The organism is Lactobacillus sp. IBH004, assembly GCF_026185255.2.
Taxonomy (GTDB): domain Bacteria; phylum Bacillota; class Bacilli; order Lactobacillales; family Lactobacillaceae; genus Lactobacillus; species Lactobacillus melliventris.
This window is the reverse complement of sequence record NZ_CP110217.2, coordinates 511765-537634: the sequence shown is the minus strand read 5'-3', so window position 1 is coordinate 537634 and position 25870 is coordinate 511765. Positions and strand designations below refer to the sequence as shown.

General features: G+C 38.3%; 34 protein-coding genes and 10 tRNA genes. All 44 read right to left on the bottom strand.

Translation table 11 applies throughout. The features are described 5' to 3' along the window. Positions 1 to 28: 28 nt before the first annotated feature. Entirely contained in the window at positions 29 to 1054 is a 1026-nt protein-coding gene (locus LDX54_RS02820; protein ID WP_046324477.1) for a lysylphosphatidylglycerol synthase transmembrane domain-containing protein, read from the bottom strand. Then, positions 1054 to 2097, bottom strand: coding sequence for a glycosyltransferase family 4 protein (locus LDX54_RS02815; protein ID WP_187156396.1), 1044 nt, complete (start codon positions 2095 to 2097; stop codon positions 1054 to 1056). The genes LDX54_RS02820 and LDX54_RS02815 overlap by 1 nt, the downstream gene beginning before the upstream one ends. After that, complete coding sequence (locus LDX54_RS02810; RefSeq protein WP_265666928.1) at positions 2090 to 3262, bottom strand: glycosyltransferase family 4 protein; 1173 nt, start codon at positions 3260 to 3262, stop codon at positions 2090 to 2092. Before LDX54_RS02810 ends, LDX54_RS02815 begins: the two co-directional genes overlap by 8 nt. A gap of 113 nt (positions 3263 to 3375) precedes the next feature. Continuing rightward, positions 3376 to 3460, bottom strand: a tRNA-Leu gene (locus LDX54_RS02805). 44 nt (positions 3461 to 3504) lie between these two features. Beyond that, positions 3505 to 3575: transfer RNA gene (locus LDX54_RS02800), tRNA-Cys, on the bottom strand. Between the two features lie 22 nt (positions 3576 to 3597). Then, positions 3598 to 3669, bottom strand: a tRNA-Gln gene (locus LDX54_RS02795). Positions 3670 to 3676: 7 nt separating this feature from the next. Further along, positions 3677 to 3748 (bottom strand) — tRNA-His (locus LDX54_RS02790). Between the two features lie 12 nt (positions 3749 to 3760). After that, a tRNA-Trp gene (locus LDX54_RS02785) sits at positions 3761 to 3831 on the bottom strand. A gap of 4 nt (positions 3832 to 3835) precedes the next feature. Further along, positions 3836 to 3917, bottom strand: a tRNA-Tyr gene (locus LDX54_RS02780). Positions 3918 to 3924: 7 nt separating this feature from the next. Continuing rightward, positions 3925 to 3997, bottom strand: a tRNA-Phe gene (locus LDX54_RS02775). 83 nt (positions 3998 to 4080) lie between these two features. Next, a tRNA-Met gene (locus tag LDX54_RS02770) sits at positions 4081 to 4154 on the bottom strand. A 10-nt stretch (positions 4155 to 4164) separates the two neighbouring features. Further along, positions 4165 to 4251: transfer RNA gene (locus LDX54_RS02765), tRNA-Ser, on the bottom strand. Between the two features lie 27 nt (positions 4252 to 4278). Beyond that, positions 4279 to 4350, bottom strand: a tRNA-Glu gene (locus LDX54_RS02760). 457 nt (positions 4351 to 4807) lie between these two features. Then, positions 4808 to 5167 (bottom strand): hypothetical protein, encoded by a 360-nt coding sequence (locus tag LDX54_RS02755; protein WP_110445750.1) that lies wholly within the window; start codon positions 5165 to 5167, stop codon positions 4808 to 4810. Positions 5168 to 5289: 122 nt separating this feature from the next. Continuing rightward, the gene (locus tag LDX54_RS02750) at positions 5290 to 5577 is read right to left on the bottom strand and encodes a hypothetical protein (protein WP_265666929.1); all 288 of its coding nucleotides are present in this window, start codon (positions 5575 to 5577) and stop codon (positions 5290 to 5292) included. A 5-nt stretch (positions 5578 to 5582) separates the two neighbouring features. Next, positions 5583 to 5876, bottom strand: a complete 294-nt coding sequence (locus LDX54_RS02745) for a hypothetical protein (RefSeq protein WP_265666930.1) — start codon at positions 5874 to 5876, stop codon at positions 5583 to 5585. Positions 5877 to 5942: 66 nt separating this feature from the next. Next, positions 5943 to 6143, bottom strand: a complete 201-nt coding sequence (locus tag LDX54_RS02740; protein WP_265666931.1) for a hypothetical protein — start codon at positions 6141 to 6143, stop codon at positions 5943 to 5945. Positions 6144 to 6154: 11 nt separating this feature from the next. After that, on the bottom strand, positions 6155 to 6571 hold the full coding sequence (locus LDX54_RS02735) for a hypothetical protein (protein ID WP_265666932.1): 417 nt from the start codon (positions 6569 to 6571) through the stop codon (positions 6155 to 6157). 243 nt (positions 6572 to 6814) lie between these two features. Beyond that, entirely contained in the window at positions 6815 to 7312 is a 498-nt protein-coding gene (locus LDX54_RS02730) for a hypothetical protein (protein WP_265666933.1), read from the bottom strand. Positions 7313 to 7314: 2 nt separating this feature from the next. After that, positions 7315 to 7719, bottom strand: coding sequence for a hypothetical protein (locus LDX54_RS02725; RefSeq protein WP_265666934.1), 405 nt, complete (start codon positions 7717 to 7719; stop codon positions 7315 to 7317). Between the two features lie 228 nt (positions 7720 to 7947). Further along, the gene (locus LDX54_RS02720; RefSeq protein ID WP_265666935.1) at positions 7948 to 8745 is read right to left on the bottom strand and encodes an N-acetylmuramoyl-L-alanine amidase; all 798 of its coding nucleotides are present in this window, start codon (positions 8743 to 8745) and stop codon (positions 7948 to 7950) included. Next, a complete protein-coding gene (locus LDX54_RS02715; RefSeq protein WP_265666936.1) occupies positions 8732 to 9055 on the bottom strand; it encodes a phage holin, LLH family in 324 nt (107 codons plus the stop codon). Before LDX54_RS02715 ends, LDX54_RS02720 begins: the two co-directional genes overlap by 14 nt. A 33-nt stretch (positions 9056 to 9088) precedes the next feature. Next, positions 9089 to 9316, bottom strand: coding sequence for a hypothetical protein (locus LDX54_RS02710; RefSeq protein ID WP_265666937.1), 228 nt, complete (start codon positions 9314 to 9316; stop codon positions 9089 to 9091). 12 nt (positions 9317 to 9328) lie between these two features. Next, a complete protein-coding gene (locus LDX54_RS02705; protein ID WP_265666938.1) occupies positions 9329 to 9718 on the bottom strand; it encodes a hypothetical protein in 390 nt (129 codons plus the stop codon). Continuing rightward, complete coding sequence (locus LDX54_RS02700) at positions 9690 to 9848, bottom strand: XkdX family protein (RefSeq protein WP_265666939.1); 159 nt, start codon at positions 9846 to 9848, stop codon at positions 9690 to 9692. The genes LDX54_RS02705 and LDX54_RS02700 overlap by 29 nt, the downstream gene beginning before the upstream one ends. After that, positions 9848 to 10264, bottom strand: coding sequence for a hypothetical protein (locus tag LDX54_RS02695; protein WP_265666940.1), 417 nt, complete (start codon positions 10262 to 10264; stop codon positions 9848 to 9850). The genes LDX54_RS02700 and LDX54_RS02695 overlap by 1 nt, the downstream gene beginning before the upstream one ends. 4 nt (positions 10265 to 10268) lie before the next feature. Next, positions 10269 to 11372, bottom strand: coding sequence for a hypothetical protein (locus tag LDX54_RS02690; RefSeq protein WP_265666941.1), 1104 nt, complete (start codon positions 11370 to 11372; stop codon positions 10269 to 10271). Further along, positions 11372 to 12538: a hypothetical protein gene (locus LDX54_RS02685; protein ID WP_265666942.1), complete on the bottom strand. Its 1167-nt coding sequence runs from the start codon at positions 12536 to 12538 to the stop codon at positions 11372 to 11374. The genes LDX54_RS02690 and LDX54_RS02685 overlap by 1 nt, the downstream gene beginning before the upstream one ends. 6 nt (positions 12539 to 12544) lie before the next feature. Then, positions 12545 to 13213, bottom strand: a complete 669-nt coding sequence (locus tag LDX54_RS02680) for a putative phage tail protein (RefSeq protein ID WP_265666943.1) — start codon at positions 13211 to 13213, stop codon at positions 12545 to 12547. Then, positions 13206 to 14354, bottom strand: coding sequence for a baseplate J/gp47 family protein (locus LDX54_RS02675; RefSeq protein WP_265666944.1), 1149 nt, complete (start codon positions 14352 to 14354; stop codon positions 13206 to 13208). Before LDX54_RS02675 ends, LDX54_RS02680 begins: the two co-directional genes overlap by 8 nt. Beyond that, positions 14344 to 14808 (bottom strand): DUF2634 domain-containing protein, encoded by a 465-nt coding sequence (locus tag LDX54_RS02670; RefSeq protein WP_265666945.1) that lies wholly within the window; start codon positions 14806 to 14808, stop codon positions 14344 to 14346. The genes LDX54_RS02675 and LDX54_RS02670 overlap by 11 nt, the downstream gene beginning before the upstream one ends. A 1-nt stretch (position 14809) precedes the next feature. After that, positions 14810 to 15187: a DUF2577 domain-containing protein gene (locus tag LDX54_RS02665; RefSeq protein WP_265666946.1), complete on the bottom strand. Its 378-nt coding sequence runs from the start codon at positions 15185 to 15187 to the stop codon at positions 14810 to 14812. Beyond that, entirely contained in the window at positions 15169 to 16257 is a 1089-nt protein-coding gene (locus LDX54_RS02660; RefSeq protein ID WP_265666947.1) for a hypothetical protein, read from the bottom strand. The genes LDX54_RS02665 and LDX54_RS02660 overlap by 19 nt, the downstream gene beginning before the upstream one ends. After that, complete coding sequence (locus tag LDX54_RS02655; RefSeq protein WP_265666948.1) at positions 16254 to 16937, bottom strand: hypothetical protein; 684 nt, start codon at positions 16935 to 16937, stop codon at positions 16254 to 16256. The genes LDX54_RS02660 and LDX54_RS02655 overlap by 4 nt, the downstream gene beginning before the upstream one ends. Before the next feature lie 13 nt (positions 16938 to 16950). Further along, the gene (locus tag LDX54_RS02650) at positions 16951 to 20091 is read right to left on the bottom strand and encodes a tape measure protein (protein WP_265666949.1); all 3141 of its coding nucleotides are present in this window, start codon (positions 20089 to 20091) and stop codon (positions 16951 to 16953) included. A 199-nt stretch (positions 20092 to 20290) separates the two neighbouring features. Further along, the gene (locus LDX54_RS02645) at positions 20291 to 20722 is read right to left on the bottom strand and encodes a hypothetical protein (protein ID WP_265666950.1); all 432 of its coding nucleotides are present in this window, start codon (positions 20720 to 20722) and stop codon (positions 20291 to 20293) included. Between the two features lie 17 nt (positions 20723 to 20739). Next, positions 20740 to 21225 carry a phage tail tube protein gene (locus tag LDX54_RS02640; RefSeq protein ID WP_110445731.1) on the bottom strand — a complete coding sequence of 162 codons (486 nt, stop codon included), beginning with the start codon at positions 21223 to 21225 and terminating at the stop codon, positions 20740 to 20742. Between the two features lie 18 nt (positions 21226 to 21243). Continuing rightward, the gene (locus tag LDX54_RS02635) at positions 21244 to 22659 is read right to left on the bottom strand and encodes a phage tail sheath C-terminal domain-containing protein (RefSeq protein WP_265666951.1); all 1416 of its coding nucleotides are present in this window, start codon (positions 22657 to 22659) and stop codon (positions 21244 to 21246) included. Beyond that, positions 22656 to 23060 (bottom strand): DUF6838 family protein, encoded by a 405-nt coding sequence (locus LDX54_RS02630; protein WP_265666952.1) that lies wholly within the window; start codon positions 23058 to 23060, stop codon positions 22656 to 22658. Before LDX54_RS02630 ends, LDX54_RS02635 begins: the two co-directional genes overlap by 4 nt. Then, positions 23057 to 23497, bottom strand: coding sequence for an HK97 gp10 family phage protein (locus LDX54_RS02625; protein WP_265666953.1), 441 nt, complete (start codon positions 23495 to 23497; stop codon positions 23057 to 23059). The genes LDX54_RS02630 and LDX54_RS02625 overlap by 4 nt, the downstream gene beginning before the upstream one ends. Continuing rightward, positions 23494 to 23859, bottom strand: coding sequence for a hypothetical protein (locus tag LDX54_RS02620; protein WP_265667661.1), 366 nt, complete (start codon positions 23857 to 23859; stop codon positions 23494 to 23496). The genes LDX54_RS02625 and LDX54_RS02620 overlap by 4 nt, the downstream gene beginning before the upstream one ends. Next, positions 23859 to 24218 carry a hypothetical protein gene (locus LDX54_RS02615; protein WP_265666954.1) on the bottom strand — a complete coding sequence of 120 codons (360 nt, stop codon included), beginning with the start codon at positions 24216 to 24218 and terminating at the stop codon, positions 23859 to 23861. Before LDX54_RS02615 ends, LDX54_RS02620 begins: the two co-directional genes overlap by 1 nt. A gap of 2 nt (positions 24219 to 24220) precedes the next feature. Beyond that, the gene (locus tag LDX54_RS02610; RefSeq protein ID WP_265666955.1) at positions 24221 to 25240 is read right to left on the bottom strand and encodes a capsid protein; all 1020 of its coding nucleotides are present in this window, start codon (positions 25238 to 25240) and stop codon (positions 24221 to 24223) included. Continuing rightward, on the bottom strand, positions 25240 to 25794 hold the full coding sequence (locus LDX54_RS02605) for a phage scaffolding protein (RefSeq protein ID WP_265666956.1): 555 nt from the start codon (positions 25792 to 25794) through the stop codon (positions 25240 to 25242). Before LDX54_RS02605 ends, LDX54_RS02610 begins: the two co-directional genes overlap by 1 nt. Positions 25795 to 25870: the final 76 nt, after the last annotated feature.

The following is a 25870-nucleotide window of genomic DNA, read 5'->3' as shown; positions in this document are numbered from 1 at the left end:
CAATTATAAGCAGGGATTTTAATAAAAATTAATTATTTGACGGGCTCACTACTTTTTTAGGCTTAAAAATCCAGCCAAAAATTCCTAAGATCATGCCAAAGAAATAGGTCACAAACCGCCACAAAAACATCCCTACAATTAAGGTACCATTAGCCGAAATAAAGGTAGAAAATAAAGTTTGAAAACTGTATTCAGCTCCCCCAGATGCTCCCGGAATTGGTATTATCGCCATAAACATAATAATCATAATATTCATTTGCGTTACGCTCGCCCAATCGGCTGGTACGTTTAACGTAACTAAAGTCATGTAAGGAATGGAATAAAAACATAATAATTGTAAAACGGTCAGTATGCCACATACAATTAACTTCTTTTTTTCCTTTTTTAATTTTTGGCTCTCATCATAAAAAGTATCAATCTTTTCAAGCGTGTTTTGGCGCCAAACACTGACTCGATCTTGCTTAATAAATTTAGCCAGCAAATTCATAATCCAGTTAGCAGCGTTTTTGGTCCAGTTATAGGCAAACAAAATTGCAAGCAAAAAGATGATTGAACCAACATGAATTAAAAAGCCAATGGCAATGAAAATGGCTAAACCGGCAAACTTAGTTGCGACCATGTGAAAGCCGGTAATAATTGTCGTGACATATGCCAAAAACACTACAATTTGATAGATAATGAACTTCATAAGCAAAAGTGAAGTTGCGCGCCCCCCTTCAATACCCATTTGCACCATCGCAGCTAATTGCGAAGGCTGGCCTCCAGTTGACATCGGAGTGATCGCATTAAAAAGGGCCTGTATTAAAGGAATTCTGAAAAAAGACCATTTCGAGCGCTGGGGTTCATTTTTACGTTCACTTAAAACGGCTAAAATACTGGCCTCAAAGACATAGGAAAGAAGCATTAAGCCGAACACCAAAATTAAAGCAATAACATTGATATTACGAGTTGCCTGTTCTAACTGGGCAATGGGAGTCGATCTTAAATCAACGTATAAAACAATACCACTGATTAAAAGAACGACGGCAACGCCCCACAAGTGCTTTTTATTCATTAGCGAATTTGTCCTAATTTCCGGCCGATTTCATATTGCTCGTGGTAAAAATCATCCCAGATCCGTGCCAGATTGTCCTCTGAATATTTGTCACTAGCCTCAGCAGATAACTTGCTATATTGATTTAAAATGGCTGGATCTTGGGCTGCTGCCTGCAACTGATTATTCATTTCCGTAAAATTATGCCCCTTCATGTAATAGCCACTAATTATTGCCTGATATAAGTCAAGATCTCGTAACAAGACTGGCGTTCCACAACTAAAAGCTTCAAGTACAGACATAGGAAACAATTCGTCATAAGATGGCAAAACAAATAAATCCGCTATATTGAGATAATCAACGAGTTTTTGCCGATCAATTATTCCAGTAAATTTGAGATTTTGGGGTGGATTATCTACTAATTTTTTAAAATGGTCGTAGCCGTCTGTTATTTTCCCAAAAGAAAAACCACCAGCCCATATAAACTGCATCTCTGGGTTGGCCACAGCCAGTTTGGCAAAGTCATCAACCCCTTTGCGTTCCTGTACTTGGCCATCACCAAAAACGACAAATTTATCAAGGGGTATACCCAATTGATGGCGAAATGCGTTCTTTCTTTCTTGTCTTTCAGGATAAAATTCGTCTTTAGCTACAAAGTTAGGAATATATTTAACGTTTTCGCGTTTAATACCATATTTAACTAACTTATCTATAAAAATAGGATTGACAACGACTATTTCATCCATTCGTTTATAAAAATCAATCACATATTTGTAAAAAACTTTTTTTGCTAACGGTGGCAACTTTACCGAGCCTTCAAGGGTCTCAGGCAAAAAATGCACATAGCCAATTTTGCGTCCGCGTGCTGGTGAGAAACTGTTAGCAAAATAAGTGGGGTTCACAGTATGATAATGAGTCAGATCGCTTGCACCATATTTGTTATTTGTAACATAAAACTTATCGACTAGGTGCGTTCTAAGTAAGTGAATTAATTCTATGTACGCTGAACCAACTCCCTGCCCTTTTACAGATGCAGCCTGTGAAAACATATTAATTCTAATCATTTGACTCCTCTTTGTGATCCTTTTGATAATCTAAAATGACATCCTGATAGAATTGGTAAACTGCACTGGCAAATTTTTTAGCCGATATTTGATCCATTTTAGCGGCTAATTTTGCAGGCGGAATTGGCTTGCGCCCTTGTCTTAAATAAAACAATATTTCGCTTAGCATTTCACCAGGACCATTAAAAACTTTGCCAAGTTCGTCATCATCAAAAACATGTTCAGTATAATCCGTATCATAAACGACGCATTTTGTGCCGGAAGCTAAAGCTTCAATGTAAGTTAAACCCTGTGTTTCAGTATCACTGGCTGAAACAAACAAGTCTGCCATTTTATAGTACGAACCTACATCATCATGAGGTACATCACCTGTAAATATTACATTATCTTCTAATGTTAATCGTTCTACCTGCTCTTGCAAAACTTCCATATCAGGGCCGTCGCCGGCAATTACTAAACGAGTTTCAGGAAATTCATCAATAATCTCCGGCATAGCATTCAAAATACGGTCAATCTTTTTTTCCTCAGCAACTCTACTTAAGGTCAATAAAACCGGAGCATCAGCAGGTATGCCTAATTCTTGGCGCATATCATTATTAGCTGTCTTATTTAGGCTATTTACGTCCACTCCTGTTGGAATTACTCTCATAGGTATGTTTACCTTATAGCGCTTCAAAAGGGCCTCTACGCGCTTACTAGGGGCAATAACGCCATCCATATTTTTTAAGTAAACGTTAGTAAATTGTTTAACGTGATAAGGCCTTAGCAGGTGCCCATTTAAAACATAATGTAAGTAATCTTCATACATAGTGTGATAAGTATGAATTGCCGGAATTTTCAATTGGTGGGCAACATATTTGCCTATCATACCCAAGGCAAACTCAGTTTGAGTATGAACAATATCAAGTTTAACTTCCCGTGCGACCTTTGTAGCTTCAAAAAAGCCCCTGAATGCGACACGGCGGTCAGTAAATGAAATAAAGGGAACACTACTAAAGCGAAAGACATTAGCTTCAACTGTTCCTTTTTTTATATGAGGATCAGTAGTAGTAAAGATAAATACATTATGACCTTGTTTTTCAAGAGCATCTTTTAAAGTTTTGATTGATGTGGCTACACCACTTAATTGCGGAAAATATGAATCGGTAAAGATACCTATATTCATCTGAAATACCTCCATAAAAGGTATTATAAAGATTACACAAAGCTTGTGCAATTTTTATATAATATATATTTACTAAAATAAAAGCAGCTCTCTTATGAGAGCTGCTCCAACAATAGCGGTGATCGGGGTCGAACCGATACGTCCTAAACGGACACCAGATTTTGAGTCTGGCGCGTCTGCCAATTCCGCCACACCGCCATATCAATAATTTAAAATTAACAGTTCAATGAGCGAACCGATAAAGGCGGGGATCGGATTTGAACCGACGATTAAGGTTTTGCAGACCTCTGCCTTACCACTTGGCTACACCGCCATCGAATTTTATTAACAATAGATTGGGATAGCTGGATTCGAACCAGCGCATAATAGAGTCAAAGTCTAGTGCCTTACCGCTTGGCTATATCCCAATGCTAGGGCGGAATATGGGATTCGAACCCATGTATGCCGGATCCACAAACCGGTGTGTTAACCCTTCACCAATTCCGCCATGAAGGTTAACAGGGATAGTAGGAATTGAACCCACACTAGCGGTTTTGGAGACCGATGTACTACCTTTATACGATATCCCTATTATGGAGGAGGGTGGATTCGAACCGCCGAACTCAGAGAGAGCGGTTTTACAGACCGCCGCGTTTAGCCACTTCGCTACTCCTCCAGACTGATGGCGCGGGACGGAATCGAACCGCCGACACAAGGAGCTTCAATCCTTTGCTCTACCGACTGAGCTACCGAGCCATCCTACTATCCATATCAGATTTGAACTGATGATCTTCTCCGTGACAGGGAGACGAGATAAACCACTGCTCCAATGCACCATATTGCGGGAGGTGGATTTGAACCACCGGCCTTCGGGTTATGAGCCCGACGAGCTACCAGACTGCTCCATCCCGCGATTATAATAAAGGAGGATGTGGGATTTGAACCCACGCACGGCAAGACCGTCTAACGGTTTTCAAAACCGTCCCCTTAAGCCACTTGGGTAATCCTCCAATTGTAAATATACCAAAGAATGGTAATGACCCGTACGGGATTTGAACCCATGTTACCGCCGTGAAAGGGCGATGTCTTAACCACTTGACCAACGGGTCATATTTATCGTTCTTACGTCATAAGACGCTTAATTATAATACCGAACTTATTACTAAAAGTCAACTATTTTTTTTTTTTTGCTTCTGTAAATCCTTTAAGTTCTTGAATCACAACGTTATTAATAATACAGGATTATGATTCATCTTGCAAGAGTTTTGTGCAAAAAGTTGAACAATTTTAGCATAAAACTTTTTTATTGCAAAGCCTAGAAAAATTAAAACTTGTTGCTCAATAAAACCTTAGTAATAATTGAAATTTACCAATCAAAAAGACCGCTAGAAAAATCTACGGCCTTTTTATTATATAGCGGAGACTGAGGGCGTAAATAGTAAAAATTGATAGGTATTGTAAAATTGATTTCCTTATTTATTAGTAATTTCCAATAATTTTTAAGAAGGTAAAAATTGCTAAATATGAGGTTGGCGAACATTTTAGCGAACATTGACAAACATCAAGTTATCTTATCTCAATATGGTTAATATCGCTAAGTTCTACTTCTGTATTTCCAATAACAATCTTATCTTTATTATATCCTTTTACCAGTCCAACAATGTCAGGCTGTATCTTCTTGTCTAACGTTTTTTCTTTAAGCTGAACTGAAACTAATTTATTATTTGCAAAGGCTTGCAACAATACCTGGCTAACCTCAGTTTCAGACATTGTATCTTTTTCGGTATATACTTTAGCTTTTTCTTCCTTGTCGCGGTTGAGAGTTGCTATGTGGTCGCTAAGCATGAAGCCTTGCCATTTCTTCATCCCACGATCCTGGTAATTTTTAAAAAAGCTGTTGACTGTGTCATTAAAATTGTTCTTCATAATAGCCACCAAACATTTGTTTGCATTAATTATAAAATGCTATTGATGAGAGTGCAATTTTGAAAGCTTCAAACATTTTTTAGACAAATAAATAACCGTCCTAGCGGTTAACTAGAACGGTTTTATATAGTTTCGTTTTCTTTTTTAAAAATCTCGAGAAGATCTCTAGACTTAATCTTCTTTCTTAAAAAATTAGGATAAGTTTTTGCAACTTCTTTATCAAAGTGTTCAATGTCCATGTATTCTGGATTACCTATTTTATCTGGATCGTTGACGGGGAAATAGTCAAAATAGATTTCCTGACCGTTTTCCATCACCTTCCAATATGCCCAAACTTCAGTATTTCCAAACTCGGCAATATCTTTTTCTAATTCATTAATTAAACTTGTTGAGTCAAATGAGTAGTACATTGATATTACCTGATAGCATCTGTGTATTCATCGATTAGTGAAGATAGATTACTATCGTTCAAGTTTAGATCACGAGTCCATAACTCGCTCATGTCGAACTCTTCTGGCAAGCCGTCACCTTCAGTGTTCATTTTGAACGTAACGTCAACACGTTGACCTGAAGGATATTCTTTTGAATTATCATCGAAAATGGTAATTACGTCATATTGTTCAGCGTCATTTAAACCATAATCTGCTACGTAATTATTAATCTTCTCTGCGTATTTCTTACTAATTGTTCTTAATTCTGAATTTTTCATTTTGAAATTCCTTTCTTATTACTTCTTTTACTTTATAATTTTATTATACACCTAAAAGGGTACATGTCAACTAAAATTATCATCTTTTTGAAAATATTTTTTCCTTTCTTCAATATATTTTTCCATATTATTGAGATCGTCTTTAGTAGCTAACTTAAGGATAAAGTTCTTAGCCGCAGACCGCTTATTAATATAAGCTGCTCTCTCGCGGTGATTAGCGTCCCATTTCTTATTAGCTTTAATTCTCGCTTTGCTAAGTTTTCCCATTAAGCCATCTCCTAATTTTTAACAACTAAAACTAAATTATCTTCGCTGATCATTTTTTGTTGTTCTTTAGCTATTTCTAATGCATCATCCCAAGTTTCCATGTCACCATCACTTGCCATATCATCAAACGGCTCTTTAGCATCTGCAACTTTGAAATATTTCTTATCCAACACAACATAAGTGCCGTAATAGCCATCGAAGTATTGCCAATTTTTGAGAAACATGCAGTGGTTTCGATCAAGTTTAAGAACGTAGTTTCTCCAGCCATTATTATAGTTAATGTAGCTGAAAACATTGTCACGGTTAATTCTGATTAGAACTTTGCTTTCATCATCATTAACTTGATCTTTGAAATCCCAATACTTGTGAGATTGATCTTGATATTCAAAACCTTTAAATCTGTATTCGTTAAAACTTGTTGTAGACATTTTAAAGTTCCTTTCTTATTACTTCTTTTACTCTATAATTATATTATACACCTAAAAGGGTACATGTCAACTAAGAATTGATATTTTTTTCGAAAAAAGTTATCATATTAATGAAGTTGCTTTTCAACTTCTTTTACTTATGGTAGCTCCCGTTTGGGAGCTTTTTTATTGCACAAAAATAAGCCACCCAGAACTTAATCTGAGTGGCTTATTAATTAAATAAAAAATATGTGATTATAATTATTATTTACGCAAAAAAAACAATGCGACATTTACAGCTATTCCTAAAATAGTTACTGCTATGGATATTCCAGAAATAATCCATGTGGTGCGTTTATTGCGGGCATCAATATTTTGATTAATCTTTTTTTCTGTATTATTTATTTGACTAGATAAATTTTTATACTTTAAATCTATTTTCTGATCAAGTAATTTATAATATTTATCAATCTTTTCATCCTCAATGGCCTGAGCATCATCGATATCTTTTTGCCTAACTTCCTGAGTGGATGCATTCTTACTATTACTCATACTAACATCACTCTTTCTCCGAATATTTTTAATTATTTGCTGTTTAGGGCTTGTTGGGTTAATAAAATTTTCTGAATTATTTACCAATGGAACCGATATAATCGTAAAAAAAGCCATTGTTCCGACTGATACAGTTAATGAATGACCACCTTTATTATTTTTTATATTTACCCCATTTATTCCTTGGTAATTCGAAATATTCTCTTCCATAATTATTTAGTTTTTATTATAGTAAACGTTCCTTTTCCCAAAAAGATTTGCTCTTTATCTTTATTTTTAATCTCAATAGTAGCTTCATAGTCTCCGCCATCTGTTTGCTTAAATTGTGCATTGTCCAGATTAATATTAATGACCGTGTTATAAGGATCAACATGTGCAAGCTTTTCTTCTCTCGATTCAAATATAGAGTCTCCATTGTCCTTACGTATTAATTTCACCTGAAAAGTTTGATCAGGATCATTATTTAACCCAGTAATAATAAAAGTAATACCTAATGTTATTAAAGTTGGCATATATGGTGTTGCTATAACTCTAAAAGGATTTATTAGGGCTAAACCGTTTGGGGCAGGTTGAATAACACGGGAAAAATAAGTAGATGATTCTATTTTGGTAGTCATAATTATTTTCAAACCTCTTAAATGACTTAAAAATTTTCTAAAAGTAAAGTAATTTAATAAATAAAATATACAAAGTTTCTAAATATAAGTGATAAATTTTCAACTTATATATATAGTTTAAACATAAAATGTATCCAAAACAATACATTTCGCTTATTTTTTTATACTTTTACAAAACATTTATTAAAAAAGACCACTCAGAGATTAATCTGAGTGGCTTAATTAATATTATTTAAATTGTCCCATTGCTTTGCCGTATTTGTCCTTGCCCACGATATAACCAAAGCCATTAGCACGTGGCTGTCTTAGCCATAGCCGCTTAGAACCTTGCAATACTGCATCGTATTTAATTGCACTGCCCTTTGGCAATTTAGCAATCGCTTGTGCGTTAATATGCGGTGAGGTATGCAGCTTCAAAGCCTTACCTAGAACAAAGGTACCAGGTTTCTTAACCCAGTTAGATTTTTTCCCGGTACTTTTAGCTGGTGCTTTTGCTGCAGTAGCCTTACCGCCTATACCATGAGCAACGTCGTGCGCAAACTGTGCCTTGCTAATCCCGATACTTGAAAGATAGCCATAAGGGTCGCTGTGGTCTGTGTTCCCCAAATTATGTGTTACCCAGTTATGCGTTTTAACCCCACGCCTAGCGGACGTATCAAGCGTCAACGGAATACCGTATTTTTTAGCATACTCACGGATTAATCCAACGTAATTGCGGTAGGCTTTTTTTGCTCGAGCTTTATCACTGAATTCGCAAAGTTCAATTTGCATAGGTGAAAGCTGATTACCGTAATAACCACAACCCCAAGCGACATAGCCTAGACCACCAACTAGGTAACACTCTTTGTCATCAACAACCAAATGGACATAGGTCTGTGCGGTGTTAATGCCAGCCTTCATATTATGGGCAATCGCCCACGCTTCACCATTTGGCGTTGCGGTTGAGTGAGCCACAATAATATCTCTTTTAGCCAGTGTTGAGGCACCCTCATTGGCGGACAGTGCATATTTCTTATTTAGCTTCATTTTTTGCAGCTCCTTCCTGGTAAGCTTTTTCGATCATGCCTTCAGCTGTTTCTTTCGTTATATTTGCCTTAGATGCCTTGGCTTGCTCTAGCAAAGCATCAGTTGCCGCCTGCTTTTTCTCTGCTCCAGTGATATCGGTATGTGTTGCTTGTTGCGTAACGATATATTGGGCCACGTCATACAACCATTCCATTTTTTTAGCAAAATCAGGATTATGCACTTTTGCATATTGATAGACAGCTACAATACCGACTGCTCCTAAAATTAGGTATGGTAATAATGAATTTAATAGATTAATAATTTGAGCCATTTTTTTATTCCTTTCAACAAAAAAAGAACACTACTAGGTGTTCTCCAACTTCTTTTTTAATTTCTCGTATTTATCTTCTAACTCTTTGCGTTTTTTTCGCTCATTTTCGTAATCTTCAGCTAAATTGTCCCTTTCTTTCTGGAGCGTTTTAAACTTATCACTGTAATCTTCATGGTGTGATTTATGCAAGACAGCAAAAAAAGTGGCAAATGCACCTATCAGGGCTGTTAAGACTTGAATTGTACTGATTAACTCATGCACTTAACCACCTACCTAACTTTTATATGCTGCTCTAATTATTAAGATAAAAATAATCACGTCTCCGATAACTGTATGTGCCATTCGCATTTGATCTGCTAAAAAAGCATGCCATAATTGCGTGCAAGCTAACATGCATACTACTGAGCCACATAGTATTAAAAATATGTGTTGCCATGCCTTACTTTTATTACCAGTAATAGCCATCAATATTAATGCTAAGCCTAAAACTGTGATAGTAATATCTAGTCTCTGGTCGTTCATAGTTGCAGTAAGCTCAGGTGGCCAAAAGAAATAATCTCGATCTAGCCAAAGAGAAGCGCCAATTGTAATAATTGACGCTCCTGCTAAAGTTTGCTCAAAGTTTTCATTGATATTAGCTAGCAGACGGTGCCACATAGTCATCACCTGTAATTCTCTTGTACGCCGCCTCATCAATGGTTTTACCAACATACCCGGCAATCGTTGCCTTTGTGTAAACATTGACGCTTAAGAGGTATTGATAGAGCGACTCAAACATACTCATCATATCCATTATTTAGCACCTCCATCTGTTGTAGTGGTATCTGTTGTGCTATCAGCCTTATTATCAGTGGTTTGACTAGCCGCTTGTTGTGCGATAGCACTTTGCGATACCAGTCCTACTAATGTGCCGATCTGTTTGTTAATGGCTTCATCGCTAATCTTACCGCTAGCCACATCGTTCTTTAATTTTTCCAAACTTTGAGACATCTCTGATATCTGCTCGCCCTGGACTTTACTGTCAGATTCAAACCAACGATAATTATTCCAATCAAACATTGGAGACTTGAATTTAGGATCCGGTGCCGTCTCTACAAATGGATAACTTACCTCTGCATCTTTTGGGGCAAACCAGACCTCAAAAGGTACTTTTGCCGTCGACTTATAGACTTGTTTAAAGCCATTATTATTACTTGTTGTTTCTGTCATTTATTTATTGCTCCTTTACTAAATTAATAAATTTTTTAATTTCTAAATTACCAGCTGTATTAGTATAGATACAATATATATTGTCATGCTTATCGACAATCACTTTTCCGGGTAAAGGCATAACAACATCTTTGTAAGAATCTAAAACTGGAAATTCATTATCAATCTGCCAAATCTTAGTTCCATCGGAACTAATTTTTTTTAGAAAAAAGTCTTTTTTGGAAGTTGTATTTGTAGTAGATGAAAAACTATAAATGTTATTTTGCGAATCAATAGCTAAACTGAAAGCATACCCATTGGCAATCCAAAGCTCTTTACCACTCTCTCCCTCTGCCTTCATTACAGTAGCATCAACAGCTACTATAAAATCATCATTATTATCAATACTTATCTGGATGGGGCTACCGCCTGCACCAATCTTATAATTAAAAACAACATTGTTATCAAAATTATTTTTAGAATATCTAATAATTTTTCTTTTATCATCGCCATCTAATTCATAAAAACCAGCATATAAATAAGGGCCATTGTTTGTCGAGATTATTGGCAATGATTCCAAATTATTAAGTTCTTTTTTAGAAACAATGTTTCCATTGTAGTCCATTTTTAGAATATATATTTTTTTCGGTTCAGATAAACTGATAGAAATATATATATTTTCATCATCGAAAGTAGCATTGCGCATATCAACACGACAATTAAATATTTTTTCAAATTCATAATTAGCAATTTGCTTACCATTAACATCAATAACAAGACATTGGAGTTGACCTACTGTAGTGCCATTAGCCAAGACAAATATACAAAAAATTTTATTATTTGAAATCTTTAAATCTACGTCAGTCCAGTCAGATATATAACTTTTTTGCCAAATAATATTGCCATCAGGATCTAATTTAGAAATATAGCCACCGCTAGTAGCGATATATAGATTATTATCCAAATCCGTTGTAGCTGCTCTAAATGTTCCCATATTATAATTTTTAGTAAATAGTTTTTGAAACGTACTAGGCAAAGTTTGCCAACCATTACTCTTGTATAACAAGGCATCACGATAATATGCTCTTTGGACTACTTTTTTACCAATAAAAATGTTTGATAAATCCATTATTTCACCACCACCGCATAACTACTAATAATGTAATAGATTGTATCCGAATCATGTTTTGGCAGGCTTTGATATTGTTCCAGGGTTCCAATCCAAGTTTTCATTGTTATTTGATCTAGAGCAGCTATATTGCTATTAATATCAGTCACTCTTTGGTCGATCTCGGCATTAGTATAGCGACCAGTCTCGACGTTGCCATTCTTATCTGGCGCAATACCATCAACCGTTTTAACCTGGCCGGCATTTTCGATCTGTTTTTTAATATCCTTGGCAAAAGCGGTCAGATCCTTGTCAGTGGTTAATTTTTCAAAATCTTCTACAGTCTTGCCACTATTATCAACATGACTACGTAGATAGATCAAAGTGCCGTCACCATAGTTGCAAATGTAGACAATCTGCTGGTATTCAGTAGCTCCGTTCCATTTTGGTATATTAAAAATCCAACCGTATAGTTTTTCTGTTTCTTGTTTAAAACCGGCCATCTGACCACTAGATTGTAATTGACACCCTAGAAACTTATTAATCCCAATTTTAGAATAAGTATCTAGATTAATCGTTGTATTGTAGATGTTATTACCATCTGGTGCGTTTAAAGCAGCTAAATCTCTAATATCCTTATTAATTAAACTTTGCAAAATATCGAGGTCGGCTTTGGTGGCAAAAACCTGGAGTCTTTCTTCCAACTTCTTATCCGTAACAACGCCATCTTCGACTACTTTGACAGTAACATTATCCGTTCGGCCAACTACCACATACATTGTTAGATTGAACTTAAATAAAACCTCGTCCTGATAGTCGGGCATTGTTTCTGGCTCAACTGCCGTAGTCAAGCCGTAAAGGATCTCTTTATCACTTCCTTCTTCCTTGGCGTAAAGTGCAATCGTATTCAGATCATAGCTTTGTGTCAGATCTTGATTATTAAAGTAAAGCCCCACTCCAATGACAACATTCTTATCTTGTGTCGAATCTGCTACATCTACAATCTGACCATACTGCACAATGTTGGGTAGCTCTGTTAATTCCTGCAATTCATCAATTTTTTTGTCTGCTAAATTATCAGCCGAAGCAGCTGTTTTAGTGATTGTAAATTTAGCTTTACCTCTGGCAGCTTTGATCGCTAAATCCAGGCCAGCATTTGTTAATACCGTTTTATTATATTTTGACATCCATTATCACTTCCCTTTGTTTTCATATTGAGTCATATCAGCCAATACCAGAGCGTCAACTTTGTACCATTGACCAATACCACAGTTAGTTTCATTGCTAATATCAGATTTAGTATTAGTGATCTGGTCAATATAGTCAGAATTAACTGGTGCTATTAGATGTGCTCCTAGTATATTACCAATACAGATTTTTAGTTGATCAGAAATCTTTACATCTGGTAACTTGATTTGAATTTGATAGATCATATTGGCCGGTAAATAGACATTGAGTATGTATTTCACGTTATCTATCTGCTTATTAGTGATCTCACCCTGGTTAGCTTGTACAATCGCTTCACGTTTTGGATGAATGACATAAACTTCGGCGGGTATCTTCAACGTTTTAAAAAGTTCGCGTAAATATCTGATCGTGATCGGTCGTGGTGGCAATAGTCGCATTAATACCCGGTTCTGCCTATCCTGCAATGTATCGCCAGGCTCAGGTATCACGCCAATCTGATCTTCAAAAACCGAAATACCACGCAAATCCGTCTGGATGACAAACTCATTAAGCAGTGTTCGCAATTGCCCGTCATCCATCTCATCTAGTACGCCACCCTGAGCGTGCATGATAGCTTCCATTTCGTAAACACCGTCATAGTAGTCTGGTAGATAGTCCATTAGATTGTTAGCCATCAAGTACCACCTCTCCTAAAATTGGAAGCTCTGAAGTCTGATTATTGAAAGTTAGTGTAATGTCTCCGTCTGTGCCGTTTAAAACAGGCACTGAGGCATTAATTACCCCTTCAACGCTCATAATTTGCGATAAGATTTTAGATCTGTACACGGTTTGGGAATAGCCTCGGCCAGTCTTTGGATCAACCGTGTTCCAACTTTGGCGTAGCAGCTGGAAGTAGTTTTCTATTGCCTCTTTAATCTTGGCTTTTACTGAATCCGCATTCTGTTTACTATCAATGGTTACTGTTGACGCTACATTAACCGTTAAAATTGAAGGTGCCACTACTGTTACTTGATGGTCAATCGGTGCCAGACCATAGCCCAATGCTTCACGATCTTCCGGATCAATGATATTTTTAACTTTCTTAACCAAGTCGGCACTAGCTGGCATTAAGTTATTGTCAACAATCACGAGCTTAACGGTACCTGCACCATTCCACACTGGATAAACCTGTCCTGCTCCCACTTCGCTAATTTTGCTGAGCATTGATAAGTAGTCGGCTACATTGCCGCCATAGGCTACCCAATCATCTGCTTTTAACAAACGGTCACGCAAGTGGTCGTCTGTTTCTTCGTCTCGAGCTGGAGCAACAATCTCAGTTATTTCTGCCCAGGATAAGCTATCATTACTTGTTACTGGCAATATCTGACCAATATATGAGTTGGCTGTCGTCCCTGGATCATCTGCCGTTAATTCACCTGTTAAGTCATCGTTGATTTTTTGGACGGTATAAAAAATAGGCGTTTCGCCAATACTGGCAAACTGATCGCCTATCTGTACGTTGTTAATCGCATTACCATCAGAATCTAAGAACTTAGCCTTAACTTCGGTTTGCGTGGCGGCATATCTGGCTGTGCCATGCTCCACTGCCCGGTAGTCTAAAAACTCACCCTGAGCCGTTTTAATGTAGCTTTGCCTGATGATGTTGGCCATAGCTAGTGACTGCTGTGCCATCGCCATTGCTGTCGGAGCCAATGCATCGAAGACAATCGAGCCTTCTCGTTGATCAATATCGTCTGGCACGTTGTCCAGCATCTTATCTAGCCAGTAATCATAGTTCCGACTGGTATATTCAGCGGCGTATTCTTCAGGATTCATCGACACTCACCTCACTATCTATCGCAATTTTGCCGAATACTGTAAAACAGGTACCCGTAACCACTAGGGTATCTTTATTTTTCTGGTCAATTGAATCGATTTCAACATCTGTTACTCTATCGTCTGCTAGCAATGCTTCTTTAATCATTCTTTCAGTTTCAACTTTGGCGTAACCTATGTCTTTACCAATTAAATCGTTTAAATCATTGCCATATTGGTCGGAGTATATGGGATAGACTAGACGCTCTGTCCTTAGTATTTTATCCACTGCTTGCACCATTGCCGGCAATTCGTCAACTTTGCCACGAATTCGGCCATTTTCAACTTTAAAAGTCAAAGTCGGCTCATCGTCTAAGTCTTCATCATCGTCAACGTCCAGATCTTCATCATCTAAGTTCGGATCTGTAACTTCGTCATCGTCTTCAGTGACAATAATATTGTCGTCATCGTCCATCCTAAACCTCCTCCCGTTCGAATAGGTAAAATTGCTGGCCGCCGTCCATCCGGATCATAGTCACCTTGTCGCCCTTTTTAAGGCTATTGTCAAATTCCATCTCCTTGAAAGTAATCTTCTCACTAACCGTGGGCCTGTTGCCTGACACGTTGCCGATTTGGTCGCTGTGCGATTGAACCTCAATGGTAGCCTTGCCCGGTAGCTTGAACTTGCCAATATGCTTTCCTAAAATAATAAAATTGTCGTCAATCACCATATTGTTAGATAGCTGCACCTTCAAAGGCTCAATGCTAATAACGATACCGTAAACAACATCCGCATAGTCACTATCTTTACCACCACGACTTTTTAACATCTTAATTAAGAGGTCTCCAGCCATTCTGCACCTACTTTCATTGTCAAATGACACATGTAATCAGTGCCAAATTCATGTTCAGCTTTCAAAATTGGACAATTTTTCAACGTTTTATTAATATCGCTAATCTTAATTGTCACGGCATTGCCTGCTACCAGGTCAACATTACCGATACAATCAATTGTTAGTTCCTTATTGGCTCTATTACGCTTGCGCAGTTCATCCTTCGCCTGCTTAATCATCTGCGCATGATTAGCTTTATTTTTCTTATTAACCGTTACTTGCAATTTTCCCCACTGTTTGGTCGAATCACCTTTTACACTAACTGATTTAAAGCTAGTCCTAGAAGCTTCATCCTTTTGACTAGTTTTAGCCTTGGCACTAGTTGTTTTCTGACTTTTACCGTTAGCCTGTTTCTGCTTGGCAGTAGCTGACTTAGACTGGGACTTTTTAACATCTTTCTGAATCACCTTAACTACGTTGGCAACGTTGTTGATATCAACGGCATAAGAAAAGCCGGTCATAGCCGACTTACTGCCTATAATCATTTTTAACTTTTTATATGGCGCTCTTCTAAGCTCAACCGTATCGTAATTGCAATACACATAATACATGTGCTTAGTAGCTGTTTGTGTCTTGGTAATGGCACTTTTGAGCATGTCAAAATATGTTTTACCGTCACAGATTTCAGCTGCAACTTTGTGTGTAGGAGCATCAACCACCTTGTGTTTAATCCCGGCACGTTTGCAGACATTATTAAAACGATCAGCAACGGTGCCAGCCTGCCAGACAATCGAATCTTGATTTTTAAGGTAACGCTCTTTATCGTAACAGGTGACACTCAGGATATTGTTTTCTTTGATTTTGTAACCAAAAACATAGCCGTAGAATATTTTATGGTGATCCCAGCGAAATTTAATAATATCACCGGTGTAGGGTATTACTGGGTGGCCACTTTGGAAAAGATCGAAGTCTAATTCGCCAGCGCTAAAGTTAAGATCTGTTATCCATTTGGGATTTGACGCTAAAACATCACGCAAATCATAGGTGGTGCTCTTACCCCTGCGTTGCAATTTGAAAGTTGTTACCGTCATGCTTTAACCACGTCACTTTTCTTGACCCAGCCACGAGCAATACCATTAATACCCACGCAGATCGGATACTTGCGTCCTGGGGCAATATTAACTATTTCACGCTTAGCTTTTTTCTCATACATTCCCGGGCCGGATCCGTAAGAATCTAAGTGTAACCGCCCAGTGACAATGACATTTGAATGAATTCCGAATTTTTTAGGTGGCGCAACTCGCTTCTTGCCCTTCTTGGACTTATGCTTTTTCTTTTTTTTCTTGACTTTCTCAGCCTTAAAACTGCGATACTGCTTAAGTTCAAGGGTATAAGTGTATTCCTGATCGTAAGAATTTTCAAAACCATAAATAAAACTGGCGATAGTCATTGCTAAACTGATTTTAGTATTATTAACCACCAACCTAACCAGACCCTTTGCTTTTTGGATCTTTCTGATCCAGTTAATGTAGTAGTCTGGCTTTTTCAGATCCAGGACAGCTAGGTAGGTTGTCATGTTCAAAGGGAACGTACTGGCAATAGTTACTCCGGTTAGTTTAAGATCACCAACTCGATTAACTTCACCTAAATCAACGATGATCTCACTGTGGTCATCCGTTTCATATTTCAGCTGTAGTTCTTCCGGGTTAACTGGCAACTGAATAGTCTGATTATTTTTATAGCTGGTCAAAAAGACGCCAAAGCCGTCCATTGTATCACCTTCTTTATATTAATGATTTTTCACTTTTAGCAATTAAATAATCTTCAAATTTACCAACAAGAGTTTCGAAGTCTTCATCCTCTTTGCCTGTGCTATTAATCTGGATAGCGCCATTCTCAATCGTGATTGTCGAACTACGATTGTCGTTACTAGTGGCACTGTTGCCAAATCTGGCATTTGTCAGACCACCTGATTGTCCTGGACCGCCTACATTTGCATTGTAGTCAATTCCTGGAACATCTGGTGTAGCAGTGGCAATCATGGCATCACTCGCACTAGCTACAATACCTTGGGTATTGTTCATACCTAAAGCCATACCTTGACCAATGAAGCCACCGATTTCAGCAAAAAGCCTTGATGGTGAGTGAATCTTAGCCTTAGCACGTGCTGCTCTGTCAGCCTGTGCCACCAATGCATTAGCAGCTGCTGCAACAGCGCCGACTTCAGACTGCATCCCCGCTGCTAAACCTTGTCCAATCATGGCACCAGCACTATACATAGGGCCAGCACCAGACCGTGCAATAGCGGCTGCTTGATTAATGGCTGAGTGAACACTTGCCAAGAATACACCTGTTTTAGCTCGGCCCATCCTTGGACCTGGAATAGTCTTAATTTTTGGCATAATTGGCTGTGGTACTTTAGGTCTTGCTACCTTAACATGGATAGTTTTAACCTTTGGTGATTTTGGTGTCGGCACCTTAGGTCTTGCAACTTTAGCATGTAATGTTTTAATCTTTGGTCTTTTTGGTGTTGGAATCTTAGGTCTGGCTACTTTAACTTTAATTGGTTTTGATCCAATCTGAGACTTCAATTTTTTAGTTGTAATAGCAGCTGAAGAAGTATCAGCCTTGACTTTAGTTTTTAGCGGTTTATTACTTATGCTTCGTTGTAGCTTATTAAGAGGATCTCCAGCGTTATTGCCCATTGTAGTAGTAATTTTTGCTTTTAGAGGCTTACTGCTTAGTTGCTTTTCAATTTTTGCATTTGGATTTGCATCAAACTGATAGCCTACTTTCACTTTTTTATTATCAAGTTGTAACTTATTGCCCGCAACATTTTGCATAGCATTAATTTTGGCATTTTGCTGTACAATATTGGGCATTTTGATTTGATTTAAACTTGACTTAGTGTTTTTTGCTTGTAAATCAATACCTTGTAATGCAGCAACTGTCTTGTCAGTAACTGCATTGTCGTCTAAATGACTGAGAGCTTCAGAAACGCCTTCAATATCTTTAGTTACACTGTTGGCAGCGTTTTTAGTATTGCTAAAACTCCAGTTTCCAGTAAATACGTCTTTTGCTACATTGCCTACAGTTCCCAGAGCATCAATAATCGTTCGAATAACATAGACACCAGCTGTTAATACACTTATTAGGTGTCTAACTTTATCAGCCAAACGGGCTAAAGACAGCGCAATATTATTGATTGCTTCCACACTAAATCCGGCAATTATATTGCCAAAAACAGATAAAGCACCACCTGCAGGCTCTAAAGCCTCGCCTAAACCACTAAAAGCAGCTTTCAAAGGCTCAAGAACTTCGCCCAAATTGCTAAATAGGTTTTGAATATTGTCTCTAAAATTAAAGAGATTATTCTGCCAAGCGCTAACTGCTCCGCCAATTAGAACTGTTATTCCGGCAATAACCCATCCGACTGGACCCAGAGCTACAGCGATAACATCGCCAATACCGCTAAAAGCTGCAGGTAAGGTAACGGTAACTAAATTGATAACACTACCAATACCGCTTTTAATTCCATTAAAGAAACCTGCTATACCTGAGAGGGTATTAAATGCTGCAGAAGCTACTTTAAAAGCCACAAAGGCTGTGGCTAAAGTTGTTATAGCTGTGGCTAAGTGTTGCAATTGACCAGGGTCAAGTCTACTAATTATCTTTAATCCGGCCGCAATCGCCACTAGTTTTACGCCATTGACGCCAAACTTTAGTGCTACAAAGGCAGCCGCCAAAGCTTTAATCGCACTTGGATCCATCTGTGATATTGCTGTAGCTAAGTTAGATAGACCGTTAGCCATCTGCAAAGCAAATCTACCAACGCCTTTGCCCATATCAGCTAGTGGGTTTTTCCCTGTATTTTTGTTAAGACCCTCAAACAATGTGTTAAAGCTTTCAGAAATATCGTGTGCTGTTTGCTTAAATTGCGTCATTCCAAATTCACTTGCAAAGCCTTTAGCAAAACTACTAATTCCTTTTTTAACGCGATTTATATCATCAATCAGCTTATCTGCAAACTTTCTGAAATTAACTTTGCCCAGCTTATCAGTGAATTTAGATATTTCTTTTATGATAATATCACTAAGCTTTTTAAATTGTGGCTGAACCTTGTTAGCCAGAGTTTCTTTCAAGCCATCTAAAGCCTGCCCAACGGTTTTATACTGCGTAGCCATTTTTGAAAAGTTGGCATTAGTACCGGTTTTAGCAATCGCATTCAAGAACTGATTAGTCTTGATAGTGCCATCTTGTACCTGTTTTACCAGCTGTCTTGTCGACATACCCATTGACTTAGCAACGGCTGCCATACCTGCCGGCGTCTGCTCTAGCATGAGTTTAAAGTCTTGCCACTGCACCGTTGGTTTTGCGGCCATTTGCGTTGCCTGTTGGCTGAGCGTCTTCATCGCTTGCTTAGGATCAGTAGCCGCAGCTGCTAATCCACCAAAGCCTTTAACCAGTTGAGTAGTATTCTTCGTACCAACGGCAGCTAACTGACTATATGTCGAAGCCATGTCTGACGAGGAATAAATGGTGTCTTGTGCAAATTTTTGCAGTGATTTTTTGGCTGCATTAATCTCTGCCGGACTCTTACCCATCTGTTTCATATTGCCTTCAAATGTTGACCAGGCGACTGTGGACTCATTCAATTCACCAACAAAGGATCTCATCCCATTGGTTGCAGCACTAGCCGCGTTACTTATCATGCTTCCGAATGCTGAGCCCGCTATTATTTGGCGCAAACCTACATTAGCCTTATTCGCACTGTTGCCTAGAGCTGTCATACCGTTGCTGCCACTGTTAAGTGATGACTTTAGGCGATTACTAGCAGCCACACTGCGTTGGATTCCTGAATTAAACCTATTTAGGACGTTGCTAAAGGCATCATTTAACCGTAATGTGCCACTAATTGTTGCCATTTTTATCCTCCTTTCTATCTGTTATTTTTAGCTTCACGTTCGGCTTCTTTTTGAGCTTTTTCCTCAGCCTTAACTCTAATGTCAATTGTGGCCTGTACTAGAGCTTTCTCCTTGAGTGACAAGCTTGCATACTGTTTAGGCGTCCAGTGATACTCATTGATGCAGTAGTAACAATAATTAAAGTCCCTGTTGGACTCAATTAGTTTTTTGCTCGTTCAACAAAGTCGCTCAATTTATCAATCTCAAAACCGGATATTTTCTGAATGTCTTCCAACAAATCGCCATATTCTCCAGCTTTCAGAATCATTTTTCTTAACATTTTTGCAGGCTCGGCTAGGCAACCCCAGCTCTTTTGCAGCTTTTCATCATGTAAATCAGGTACGACTACGGACTTCTCAATTAACAGATCTACAAATTTTTCATTATCGGTCTTTTCTATCTCTTGATAAGTCTTTTTGTTGATTAACTTACGAGTTGCTTGTTTTTGCATCTGGTCGAATTCTTCAGATGTTACGCTTTGGATGACAAAAGGCTTTTTGTAGCCCGTGATTTTTACTTCTTTTGTGGATCTTTCCTGCTTTACATTTTCAGCTAAAAAGTCGCTTACGTTATATTCTTTATTCATAGCCATTTTCTATTTCCTCCTAATTACAAATCGAATCCATCAAAACCGGTAACTAAGTTTACTTGTTCAAATGTAAAGTCAGATTTCCATTCCATTACTCCATCGTCTGCTTTGAAGTCTGCAAATGGCACATCGTCCAGGTTTACTTCGCCAAGGTGAATAGTTTGTGTACCTGCTCTACTGGTTGGGTCGTTAATGGTAAAAGTGATCTCAAAATATAGATCTTGGCCGCCTTGAATATATGGCAAAGCGTATTTTGTCCAGTTAGAACTGATTAAGTAGCCGCCTAATGATCCTGTGCCTTTTACAGAGGTAACCTTTGTATGTTTCCACCGACTTCCTAATGTTTGAACATCTTCTTTGTTCTTTTCTAATTTGGCACTAAACTCATTGCATTCGATTAATTCGATCACTTTACCTTTAATTGTGATATAGATTTTCGCATCTTTGGTTGAGATCGTATCCCGACCATTTAGAAAACTGCCTACTGTGCTTACTGTTTCATCCATGTTTTAAAAACCTCCTAATTATTGAACGACCATGGTCATGTAAAGCTTCTCCATTGAATCCAATGGCGTAATTGCTAAGTTAACCACGATTGAGTCGCGGTCATTTCCGGGCTCTACTGAGATGTCGTCTTCACTAAATCCTGTGATTACACCACCGTCTGCTAAACCTTGCAGATAGCTGACTCTGTTAGCTTTAAATAAATTGCGGCCTGCCTCATCGTTGGTTACTTTACCGATGAACATATTTTCAAATGTTTCCTCAGTGTTTCTAACTACTGTATCCATAGTCCGCACGACTCTGTTTTTGCCGAAGAATACCGGCTTTGTTTCGGTGAACGAGGTTAAAGAGTTGATATCCTGCTCAATAATTACTGTCTCATTGCGCTTTGTAGTGAAGACGATTTGTCCTTTTTCCAAAGCCTGGATAGTCCGGTCGTTGTTAAACTTCGGATATGCACTAATTGCATCCGGGTATTCTACATAGGTTAATGACTTAGCAGCGTCTGCTGAACTGGAAGCACCAGCAAAAAAGCCAGCTGCTACTGTTGCGCTCAATTGTGTTCCATCATTGAGAATTACACCGTTGGCCACTTGAGAAATACCCTCATAATTGGCACCGCCACCGATAGCTGGAATAACACCACGTACTTTAATACCGATGTCATCACGTAAGTGTTTAATCTCTGCCACTAATTGTTTATGGATTTCATCACCGATTGCAAAACCAGCTGTAGTAGCTACGTCATAGTTTTCAGTCTCGAGTGCATCAGTTAGTAGGTCACTAATCGGTTCAGGATTAGTCGCACCACCGGTTAAGTTGACTGTTACATCACTCTTTAGATCATCTAATAAATTAGAGCTTTGTGAGCCTACAATTGGCGTATTGTTTGTATCCTTGGTATCATCGCTTGCTGTGCTACCTGCATTACTTGGCACGCTTCTGTCAGTTAATTTAACGTCCACATAATCATTAGCCATTAAATCTTCCGGTCTCGAGGTACTGATCATCTGTTGATCTACCATTTTTGTGTTAAATAAAGTTGAAACAGTAACCTGGTCGTCTTTCTTTTCAACTGAAACATGTAAATTGTTGCCAATTGTTCCAGGGTATTTAGCAGTAAAAACCCAAGGTAATGTTTCATCATTAACAAGTGCCTTCTCACCATCATTGTTATTCAGCAATAACACTGTGTTGGCTCCCTTGAGCACTTCTCGCAACGTTTGCAATTCAGGGTCATTGATGTCATGACCTAGAGTCGCTAAAAAGTTAGATTCGGCATTTAGTTTGATAATTCCTTTAGCGCCCCAGTTAAGCTGAGTATTAATGGGCAATAGTGTTCTACCGATTTCTGCATTAAGTTGGTTGTTACCCTTGCCTATGACATTAATATAAGCACCAGGGCGGCGCTTATTTTGCGTTTTCCATACTGTCATTTAAGTCTTCCTTTCACTTCTTCATTATTAAATTTAACTTCGTCTTTATCCGGGTAAAATCTTCCCCAAATTTCAAATTGATAAATTAGTGTATTATCTTCCTGCTGAGTTACCTGAATATGTCTAAGTGGGGCATAGTCTTTTAGCTCTAGTAGGCCACTCAGGAGGTAATCTTCCACTTGTTCCATATCCGTTTTTGGATTGTCTGGATCAGGAAAATAGATTACCTGGTAAGCATACTTGCGATATTGTCTGTCAAACATTTCAGGAGCAGAACTGGTATCAATTTTTTCAATAAAAAAAGACGGCTCGTTAAATCCGTCTGCTTGATTCTCTGTGTAAATTGTTGCTTTAGGGAATATCCTAGCAATCTCATCTGCAATCCGTTCAATAATTGTCAATCCATTAACCTCCTTAGTATGTCGGTCATAACCGGTGTTAACAGTCTTGGCATTTGATCATCTGTCTGCTTAGTGGCTCTTTGCAAAAAATGCCTTCCTGGCACCCAACTGGCTTTTAACCTTTTGCCGATTGCGGGCACATATCTGCCTGGTGTCTGTCGGTGACCGTTCTCCACGAATGAAGCATAATCTTTGGGATTTTGAAGCTCTATTATAATGTCTGAGCCTGAGAAAAAGGGGCCTTTAAGCATCCAGTTACGACTAAGATCACCGGTCTTTTTCGGTGTCCTAGATTCTGCATTTTTCTTATAGGCTTCCCCAACATTTTTTACATTTTTCTTAACTTCATTTTTTAGCTCACCACCTGATACTTGGGCATTAACATGTTTTGCAAACTCTTCAAATTGGCTATTGTCAAAGTCTCCAAATCCACTCATGCTTTCTCATCCCTTGTCATAGCAATTTCTTGATGACTGACATAGCCTGAGTAACCCTTACTGCTACGCTTGTACTTCGTCACTTTGCCATTAACATCAGTAACAATAATAGTCGCACCTGCTGGCACATATATTCTTGTTCTGAGTAGTAACGTTGCGTCATACTCATCTGTGCCAAAAAACGACTGCTCACTGGCTTTTAGACCTTTAAGTATCACTTTAGCTGGTTCGTCTGAAACAACCGTCACAGGCTCACTGGTGGTTATATGATGTTCATTAACAACCTTTTTAGTGGATTGGATGGTTACTTTGTCAGTCCATAGCATTGGGGCTAATTCTTTCAACTTGTTAAAAGCATTAATCATTGTGGCAACCTCCGAAAATGGATTAAGTCGCTGATAAAGTCATCTGTAATCGGGTTAAGTTTCTGCACCTGAGCATATATTTCAGCAGGTGATCCGAAGTTAACGGACACATCGCCTTCACTGATTGAATTGACTGCATCGTTGTTAGTCCACTCGTGTGTTTGAATTAGCTGTAAGCACATCGCTGTAATGGTGCTATCTATTTCTGGTGGCAGTTCATCAACGGGAATGTTGGTAAAATTGGCTACTGCTTGATTTACTCTATCCACGCTGAAATCTATCAGATCATTATTTGCCTTATCACCCAATAATTGGGCGATCTTATCTTTAATCTCCTTTTTTCTTTCATCGTTCATTTTTACTTCCCACTTTTACTTGCAGTTTTAGTGCTACTTGCCTTAGTATCTGAATCTGCATCTGCTGACTTAGTCTCTGCTTGAGTTCCACTTGAACTATTAGATGGTGCTTGTGCTGTAGCTTTATCAGCTATAACGAATTGAATACCTGCTGTCTTGGTATTAAGTAAAAGAACATCATTGTAAGATTGCTCGTAGTAAAGGTAATTGCCATTATTAGCAGCACTAGGAGCGTCAAATCCTGCGAAACTGTATTTTTCAGGGGCAATTTGAACACCATTGTAAATGAGCATCATTTCAATTTGCTTAGAATCATCAATAGTCTTAGCACCAACCGTGAAATCATATGCTGTCTGCATTAAATCAGATGGAATTACCGTAATTGTGACATCATCAAGGCTGTAAACCGTACGTTGTACATTGTTTGGGTCTTTAAGCGTTAAGCCACGGTTCATTGCCTCAGCACGTTTTAAGATTGCGTTGATTTTAGGTGTAACGTACAGATATCTGTTTTGGTTAGGAATTCTTGCCTCGTCAAATTCAACCATCATGTTGTCAAAGGCAGTAAGGATATTCTTTTCGTCAAGCGTATCTGTTGTAATGCCTTTACCATTATCTTTAGTTTGTTTCTCTAAAAACAGCTTGCTGAACATGTACTTGTCCATCTCGGGCATCTTTTCGTCCAAATTAAACTGACGAGTAATATTGGCCATTGAAACGACGTAATTAGATTCGTCTACATCAGATGGATCTACAAGTGTGCTCCAGTAACGTTCATTCTTCAATTCATAAGAATCCCAATCATTGCTGTAGTTAGCCTTTATATCTGTGATGGTACGACGCTGTCTGTCTCGACGACCTTCCTCAATTGTGAGTCTAGGAAGTTTGATATGTTTAGCACCGTCAAATTTGATTAAGCTGTTGCTTGGTGATTGCCATAGTGGAGCAGTATACAAGTGTCCGTCATAAAATGCTTGTTGTACTGCTTGTTGATATGCTTCTGCGTAATTTACTGTTGCCATTATTTACTTTCTTCTCCTTTGAATATATTTGTCATAGTGGCTACTGGATCAGGGTCGGTCTTAGATCCGCCACCTTGTGGTTGATACGGCTCTTTACTGCCCTGGTCGAACAGGTAGCTATCTGTTTTTTGTAATGAACTAATTTGATCGTCTAAGCCTTCAAGTTCGCCTTTATCGTTGAGCTTTACCTCGTCCATATTCAGCAGAGCCTTAGCAGCCTTGTTATTACGTACCTTTGCCTTGCTTAATGCACTGTCGACTGCGCTATTAAGCTTGGTTTGTTGCAATTCCTTTGATAGATTTTCTGTGTCCTGCTTATATTTCGATTGAAGTTCCTTAAATTGATTAGTGAGTTCTTCGTTGTCACCAACCTGCTTTTTGAGTGTTTTTAAATCTTTATCTCTTTCGGCAATCTGCGACTGCAACGACTCATTAGTCTTATTTAGTTCTTCAGATTTAGACTTCATGCTTTCAACATCGGCGCCATGTAGGCTCATTACTTTGTCAATTTGTTCATCTGTTAAATTCAGTTTTTTTAGTTCTTCACGTTTCATATTTATTTCCTCTCTCGCTTCTTTTTTACGTGTGGCGAACACAATCAAGGCATAAAAAATAAGCCTTTTTACGCCA

Bases quoted from the DNA above. Each gene is read 5' to 3' on its own strand.
- LDX54_RS02660 (WP_265666947.1), bottom strand. From the start codon at position 16,257: ATGACGGTAACAACTTTCAAATTGCAACGCAGGGGTAAGAGCACCACC.
- LDX54_RS02670 (WP_265666945.1), bottom strand. From the start codon at position 14,808: ATGGACGATGACGACAATATTATTGTCACTGAAGACGATGACGAAGTT.
- LDX54_RS02740 (WP_265666931.1), bottom strand. From the start codon at position 6,143: ATGGGAAAACTTAGCAAAGCGAGAATTAAAGCTAATAAGAAATGGGAC.
- LDX54_RS02640 (WP_110445731.1), bottom strand. From the start codon at position 21,225: ATGGATGAAACAGTAAGCACAGTAGGCAGTTTTCTAAATGGTCGGGAT.
- LDX54_RS02680 (WP_265666943.1), bottom strand. From the start codon at position 13,213: ATGGCTAACAATCTAATGGACTATCTACCAGACTACTATGACGGTGTT.
- LDX54_RS02675 (WP_265666944.1), bottom strand. From the start codon at position 14,354: ATGAATCCTGAAGAATACGCCGCTGAATATACCAGTCGGAACTATGAT.
- LDX54_RS02695 (WP_265666940.1), bottom strand. From the start codon at position 10,264: ATGACAGAAACAACAAGTAATAATAATGGCTTTAAACAAGTCTATAAG.
- LDX54_RS02730 (WP_265666933.1), bottom strand. From the start codon at position 7,312: ATGGAAGAGAATATTTCGAATTACCAAGGAATAAATGGGGTAAATATA.
- LDX54_RS02650 (WP_265666949.1), bottom strand. From the start codon at position 20,091: ATGGCAACAATTAGTGGCACATTACGGTTAAATGATGCCTTTAGCAAC.
- LDX54_RS02645 (WP_265666950.1), bottom strand. From the start codon at position 20,722: ATGGCTATGAATAAAGAATATAACGTAAGCGACTTTTTAGCTGAAAAT.
- LDX54_RS02625 (WP_265666953.1), bottom strand. From the start codon at position 23,497: ATGAGTGGATTTGGAGACTTTGACAATAGCCAATTTGAAGAGTTTGCA.
- LDX54_RS02735 (WP_265666932.1), bottom strand. From the start codon at position 6,571: ATGTCTACAACAAGTTTTAACGAATACAGATTTAAAGGTTTTGAATAT.
- LDX54_RS02720 (WP_265666935.1), bottom strand. From the start codon at position 8,745: ATGAAGCTAAATAAGAAATATGCACTGTCCGCCAATGAGGGTGCCTCA.
- LDX54_RS02685 (WP_265666942.1), bottom strand. From the start codon at position 12,538: ATGTCAAAATATAATAAAACGGTATTAACAAATGCTGGCCTGGATTTA.
- LDX54_RS02665 (WP_265666946.1), bottom strand. From the start codon at position 15,187: ATGGCTGGAGACCTCTTAATTAAGATGTTAAAAAGTCGTGGTGGTAAA.
- LDX54_RS02820 (WP_046324477.1), bottom strand. From the start codon at position 1,054: ATGAATAAAAAGCACTTGTGGGGCGTTGCCGTCGTTCTTTTAATCAGT.
- LDX54_RS02635 (WP_265666951.1), bottom strand. From the start codon at position 22,659: ATGACAGTATGGAAAACGCAAAATAAGCGCCGCCCTGGTGCTTATATT.
- LDX54_RS02655 (WP_265666948.1), bottom strand. From the start codon at position 16,937: ATGGACGGCTTTGGCGTCTTTTTGACCAGCTATAAAAATAATCAGACT.
- LDX54_RS02755 (WP_110445750.1), bottom strand. From the start codon at position 5,167: ATGAAGAACAATTTTAATGACACAGTCAACAGCTTTTTTAAAAATTAC.
- LDX54_RS02745 (WP_265666930.1), bottom strand. From the start codon at position 5,876: ATGAAAAATTCAGAATTAAGAACAATTAGTAAGAAATACGCAGAGAAG.
- LDX54_RS02605 (WP_265666956.1), bottom strand. From the start codon at position 25,794: ATGAAACGTGAAGAACTAAAAAAACTGAATTTAACAGATGAACAAATT.
- LDX54_RS02700 (WP_265666939.1), bottom strand. From the start codon at position 9,848: ATGGATATGATGAGTATGTTTGAGTCGCTCTATCAATACCTCTTAAGC.
- LDX54_RS02610 (WP_265666955.1), bottom strand. From the start codon at position 25,240: ATGGCAACAGTAAATTACGCAGAAGCATATCAACAAGCAGTACAACAA.
- LDX54_RS02750 (WP_265666929.1), bottom strand. From the start codon at position 5,577: ATGTACTACTCATTTGACTCAACAAGTTTAATTAATGAATTAGAAAAA.
- LDX54_RS02615 (WP_265666954.1), bottom strand. From the start codon at position 24,218: ATGAACGATGAAAGAAAAAAGGAGATTAAAGATAAGATCGCCCAATTA.
- LDX54_RS02810 (WP_265666928.1), bottom strand. From the start codon at position 3,262: ATGAATATAGGTATCTTTACCGATTCATATTTTCCGCAATTAAGTGGT.
- LDX54_RS02725 (WP_265666934.1), bottom strand. From the start codon at position 7,719: ATGACTACCAAAATAGAATCATCTACTTATTTTTCCCGTGTTATTCAA.
- LDX54_RS02690 (WP_265666941.1), bottom strand. From the start codon at position 11,372: ATGGATTTATCAAACATTTTTATTGGTAAAAAAGTAGTCCAAAGAGCA.
- LDX54_RS02815 (WP_187156396.1), bottom strand. From the start codon at position 2,097: ATGATTAGAATTAATATGTTTTCACAGGCTGCATCTGTAAAAGGGCAG.
- LDX54_RS02715 (WP_265666936.1), bottom strand. From the start codon at position 9,055: ATGGCTCAAATTATTAATCTATTAAATTCATTATTACCATACCTAATT.
- LDX54_RS02705 (WP_265666938.1), bottom strand. From the start codon at position 9,718: ATGACTATGTGGCACCGTCTGCTAGCTAATATCAATGAAAACTTTGAG.